Raw genomic sequence first — 2,804 nt, 5'->3', positions numbered from 1 at the left:
TGTCGTACAGCAGGCCGACACGGGTTTCGCCCAGTTCGAAAAACTCCAGGTAGTTGGGGCTGACGTGGTCCAGGTAGCACACGCCGAGGTCCAACTGGTTGGTGCCCAGGGCTTCGATGATTTTGTCCGAACTCATGGAGGTGAGGCTGAACTTGAGTTCCGGGAAGCTGTGGGACAAGCCCTGGATGAAGCTGATCGGGTTGAAGCCGCTCAGGGGCACCAGGCCCAGGCGCAGGTTACCGACTAACTGGCCGCGACACGCAGCGGCTTCGGCGAACAGGCCGTCGTGGGCGGCGAGTAAAGTCCTGGCCCAGGCAAGCACGCGTTCGCCGGCCTGGGTGAAGCCTTCGAAGCGTTGGCCGCGGGTCACCAGTTCCAGGCCCAGTTCTTCCTCCAGGTTGCGCAGGCGCATCGACAGGGTGGGCTGGGTGATGTTGCAGCGGGCGGCGGCCTGGCCGAAATGGCGGGTCTGCTCCAGCGCGATCAGGAATTTAAGTTGTTTGATGTCCATGAAGGCACCTGCCTGGAAATAAGTGAACGGTCATGATTGGCGCAAGTGCCTGAAATCCACGGGATGGAGCCGATGATCGCATTGTAACGACCGGCACGTCCAAGTGCCCTTGCCACCGTGCGGCTGCATTGTTCCATTTTTGAGATGGAGCGGCCCGTTTCAGCCACTACCTAACCCTGAACGCGATGATTAAGGTGGTTCCACTGTTTTTTTGGGTGGGCCTGCTGACACACGTCCAGGTCGTTGCCCAAGCGTGTCTGTACAGGAAGTGCAGGCACGGCCGGGCGCAGTTCCGGCGCACACGCCAGGGAGGTATCGCCAAGCAAGAGGAAATGCAAATGACTGCATCAGGTAACGCTGCAAACTTCAATGGTCAAAAGCCGACGATTGACCCCGCTGACACCGCCATGTTGCTGATCGACCACCAGAGTGGTCTGTTCCAGATCGTCAAGGACATTGATGTTCCTCAATTGCGCGCCAACGCCATCGCGCTGGCCAAGGCCGCAACCCTGCTGAAAATACCGGTTATCACCACCGCTTCGGTGCCGCAAGGACCCAACGGCCCGTTGATCCCGGAAATCCACGAAGCCGCGCCGCACGCCCAGTACGTGGCCCGCCGTGGCGAAATCAACGCGTGGGACAACCCGGAGTTTCATGCCGCCGTCAAAGCCACCGGCAAGAAGACCCTGGTGATCGCCGGCACCCTGACCAGCGTGTGCCTGGCGTTCCCATCGATTGCGGCGGTGCATGAAGGCTACAAGGTGTTCGCGGTGGTCGATGCCTCGGGCAACCACTCCAGGCTGGCCACCGACCTGACCGTTGCACGCCTGGCCCAGGCCGGCGTGGTGCCGATCGACATCATGGGCACGCTGTCGGAGTTGCAAGGCTCCTGGAACCGCCCGGATGCCCAGGAGTGGGCCAACGTCTACACCCAGGCCATGCCGCACTACCAGCTTCTCATCGAGAGCTACGTCAAGGCTCAGGAAGTGGCAAACAACCACGAAGTACTAGACTCACAGCGCAAGTAAACACGCTGGGTTCTTTACGGGGCGCCCACTCGGGGCGTCACCTTCTTTATCAGGAGTACCACGATGTCTACACCTTACGTTCGCTTGGACAAAGACAACGCCGCTGTGCTGTTGGTCGACCATCAGGCCGGCTTGCTGTCACTAGTCCGTGACATCGACCCGGACAAATTCAAGAACAACGTGCTGGCCCTGGCTGACTTGGCCAAGTACTTCAAGCTGCCGACCATCCTCACCACCAGTTTCGAAACCGGCCCCAATGGCCCGCTGGTGCCCGAGCTCAAGGCACTGTTCCCGGATGCGCCGTACATTGCGCGCCCAGGCCAGATCAACGCCTGGGACAACGAAGACTTCGTCAAGGCCATCAAGGCCACCGGCAAGAAGCAATTGATCATTGCCGGCGTCGTGACTGAAGTGTGCGTGGCGTTCCCGGCGCTGTCGGCCCTGGCCGAAGGCTTTGAAGTGTTCGTGGTCACCGACGCCTCCGGCACTTTCAACGAACTGACCCAGCAGTCCGCCTGGGCCCGCATGTCGGCCAACGGCGCGCAACTGATGACCTGGTTTGGCCTGGCCTGTGAGCTGCACCGCGACTGGCGCAACGACATCGAGGGCTTGGGGACGTTGTTCTCCAACCACATTCCGGACTACCGCAACCTGTTCACCAGCTACAACGCGTTGACTGAAGGCAAGTAAGCCCGAGCATGGGGGCTGTGCTGCGACAGGCAGTCCTCATTTCAACCTAGCACCAGGTGCGTTCAGATGAGCATGAACCGGTTTCCAGCTAACGACCTGTTATGAATTGGGCGCAGCTTTTGACCAAAGGTTGTGTCTCGGTCCGCAGGCCTTGGCAGCCCGCTTGAGCCGTTTATGCAGCCCCTGATCAACTATTTCAAAGTGGTGTTCAATCCAGGTATGGGCGCGCTGCTATTTGCGTTGCGCACCGTTGCAGCTGGATTGTTGACCTTGTACCTGGCCTTCATCTTCGACCTAGACCAGCCAAAATGGTCAGTGATGGCGGTGATTATCGTCAGCCAACCCTTGGGTGGCATGGCGTTGCAGCGTAGTTTTTCACAGATTATCGGCACCCTGGTCGGCGCGGCAGTGGCGGTGCTGATCATGGGCGGTTTCCCCCCAGGACCGGTCCCCTTCATTGTTTTCTCTGTCTCTTATTCTAATCTGACGCTGCTGCCCGAATCCGTCGAGGCGTTCTTCTTTTTCATTCTGATCTAGTTAGGTAACACTATCGATATGAGTGAAATATTATGGGA

4 protein-coding genes are annotated in these 2,804 nt (G+C 59.0%); 3 read left to right on the top strand and 1 reads right to left on the bottom strand.

All coding sequences use genetic code 11. The features are described 5' to 3' along the window. The coding region (locus GIW04_RS29605; protein ID WP_236479521.1) for a LysR family transcriptional regulator at nucleotides 1–511 on the bottom strand (511 nt) is incomplete at its 3' end. Nucleotides 512–849: 338 nt separating this feature from the next. On the opposite strand from GIW04_RS29605, the gene GIW04_RS29600 reads away from it, so the two are divergent. The 3 genes from GIW04_RS29600 (at nucleotide 850) to GIW04_RS29590 (ending at nucleotide 2,766) form a co-directional block, all read left to right on the top strand. Further along, on the top strand, nucleotides 850–1,539 hold the full coding sequence (locus tag GIW04_RS29600) for an isochorismatase family protein (RefSeq protein ID WP_003191543.1): 690 nt from the start codon (nucleotides 850–852) through the stop codon (nucleotides 1,537–1,539). A 63-nt stretch (nucleotides 1,540–1,602) separates the two neighbouring features. Further along, nucleotides 1,603–2,229: an isochorismate family cysteine hydrolase YcaC gene (ycaC, locus tag GIW04_RS29595; protein ID WP_003191542.1), complete on the top strand. Its 627-nt coding sequence runs from the start codon at nucleotides 1,603–1,605 to the stop codon at nucleotides 2,227–2,229. A 174-nt stretch (nucleotides 2,230–2,403) separates the two neighbouring features. Further along, complete coding sequence (locus tag GIW04_RS29590) at nucleotides 2,404–2,766, top strand: FUSC family protein (protein WP_268939282.1); 363 nt, start codon at nucleotides 2,404–2,406, stop codon at nucleotides 2,764–2,766. Nucleotides 2,767–2,804 lie beyond the last annotated feature (38 nt).

Source organism: Pseudomonas sp. PA-4-8C, assembly GCF_021606625.1.
GTDB lineage: Bacteria > Pseudomonadota > Gammaproteobacteria > Pseudomonadales > Pseudomonadaceae > Aquipseudomonas > Aquipseudomonas lactis.
Note: the sequence above shows the minus strand (reverse complement) of the source record. Positions and strands in the feature narration are given on the sequence as shown.

Excerpts from the sequence above, each read along its gene's own strand:
- ycaC (WP_003191542.1), top strand. The coding sequence starts at position 1,603 with ATGTCTACACCTTACGTTCGCTTGGACAAAGACAACGCCGCTGTGCTG.
- GIW04_RS29590 (WP_268939282.1), top strand. The coding sequence starts at position 2,404 with ATGCAGCCCCTGATCAACTATTTCAAAGTGGTGTTCAATCCAGGTATG.
- GIW04_RS29600 (WP_003191543.1), top strand. The coding sequence starts at position 850 with ATGACTGCATCAGGTAACGCTGCAAACTTCAATGGTCAAAAGCCGACG.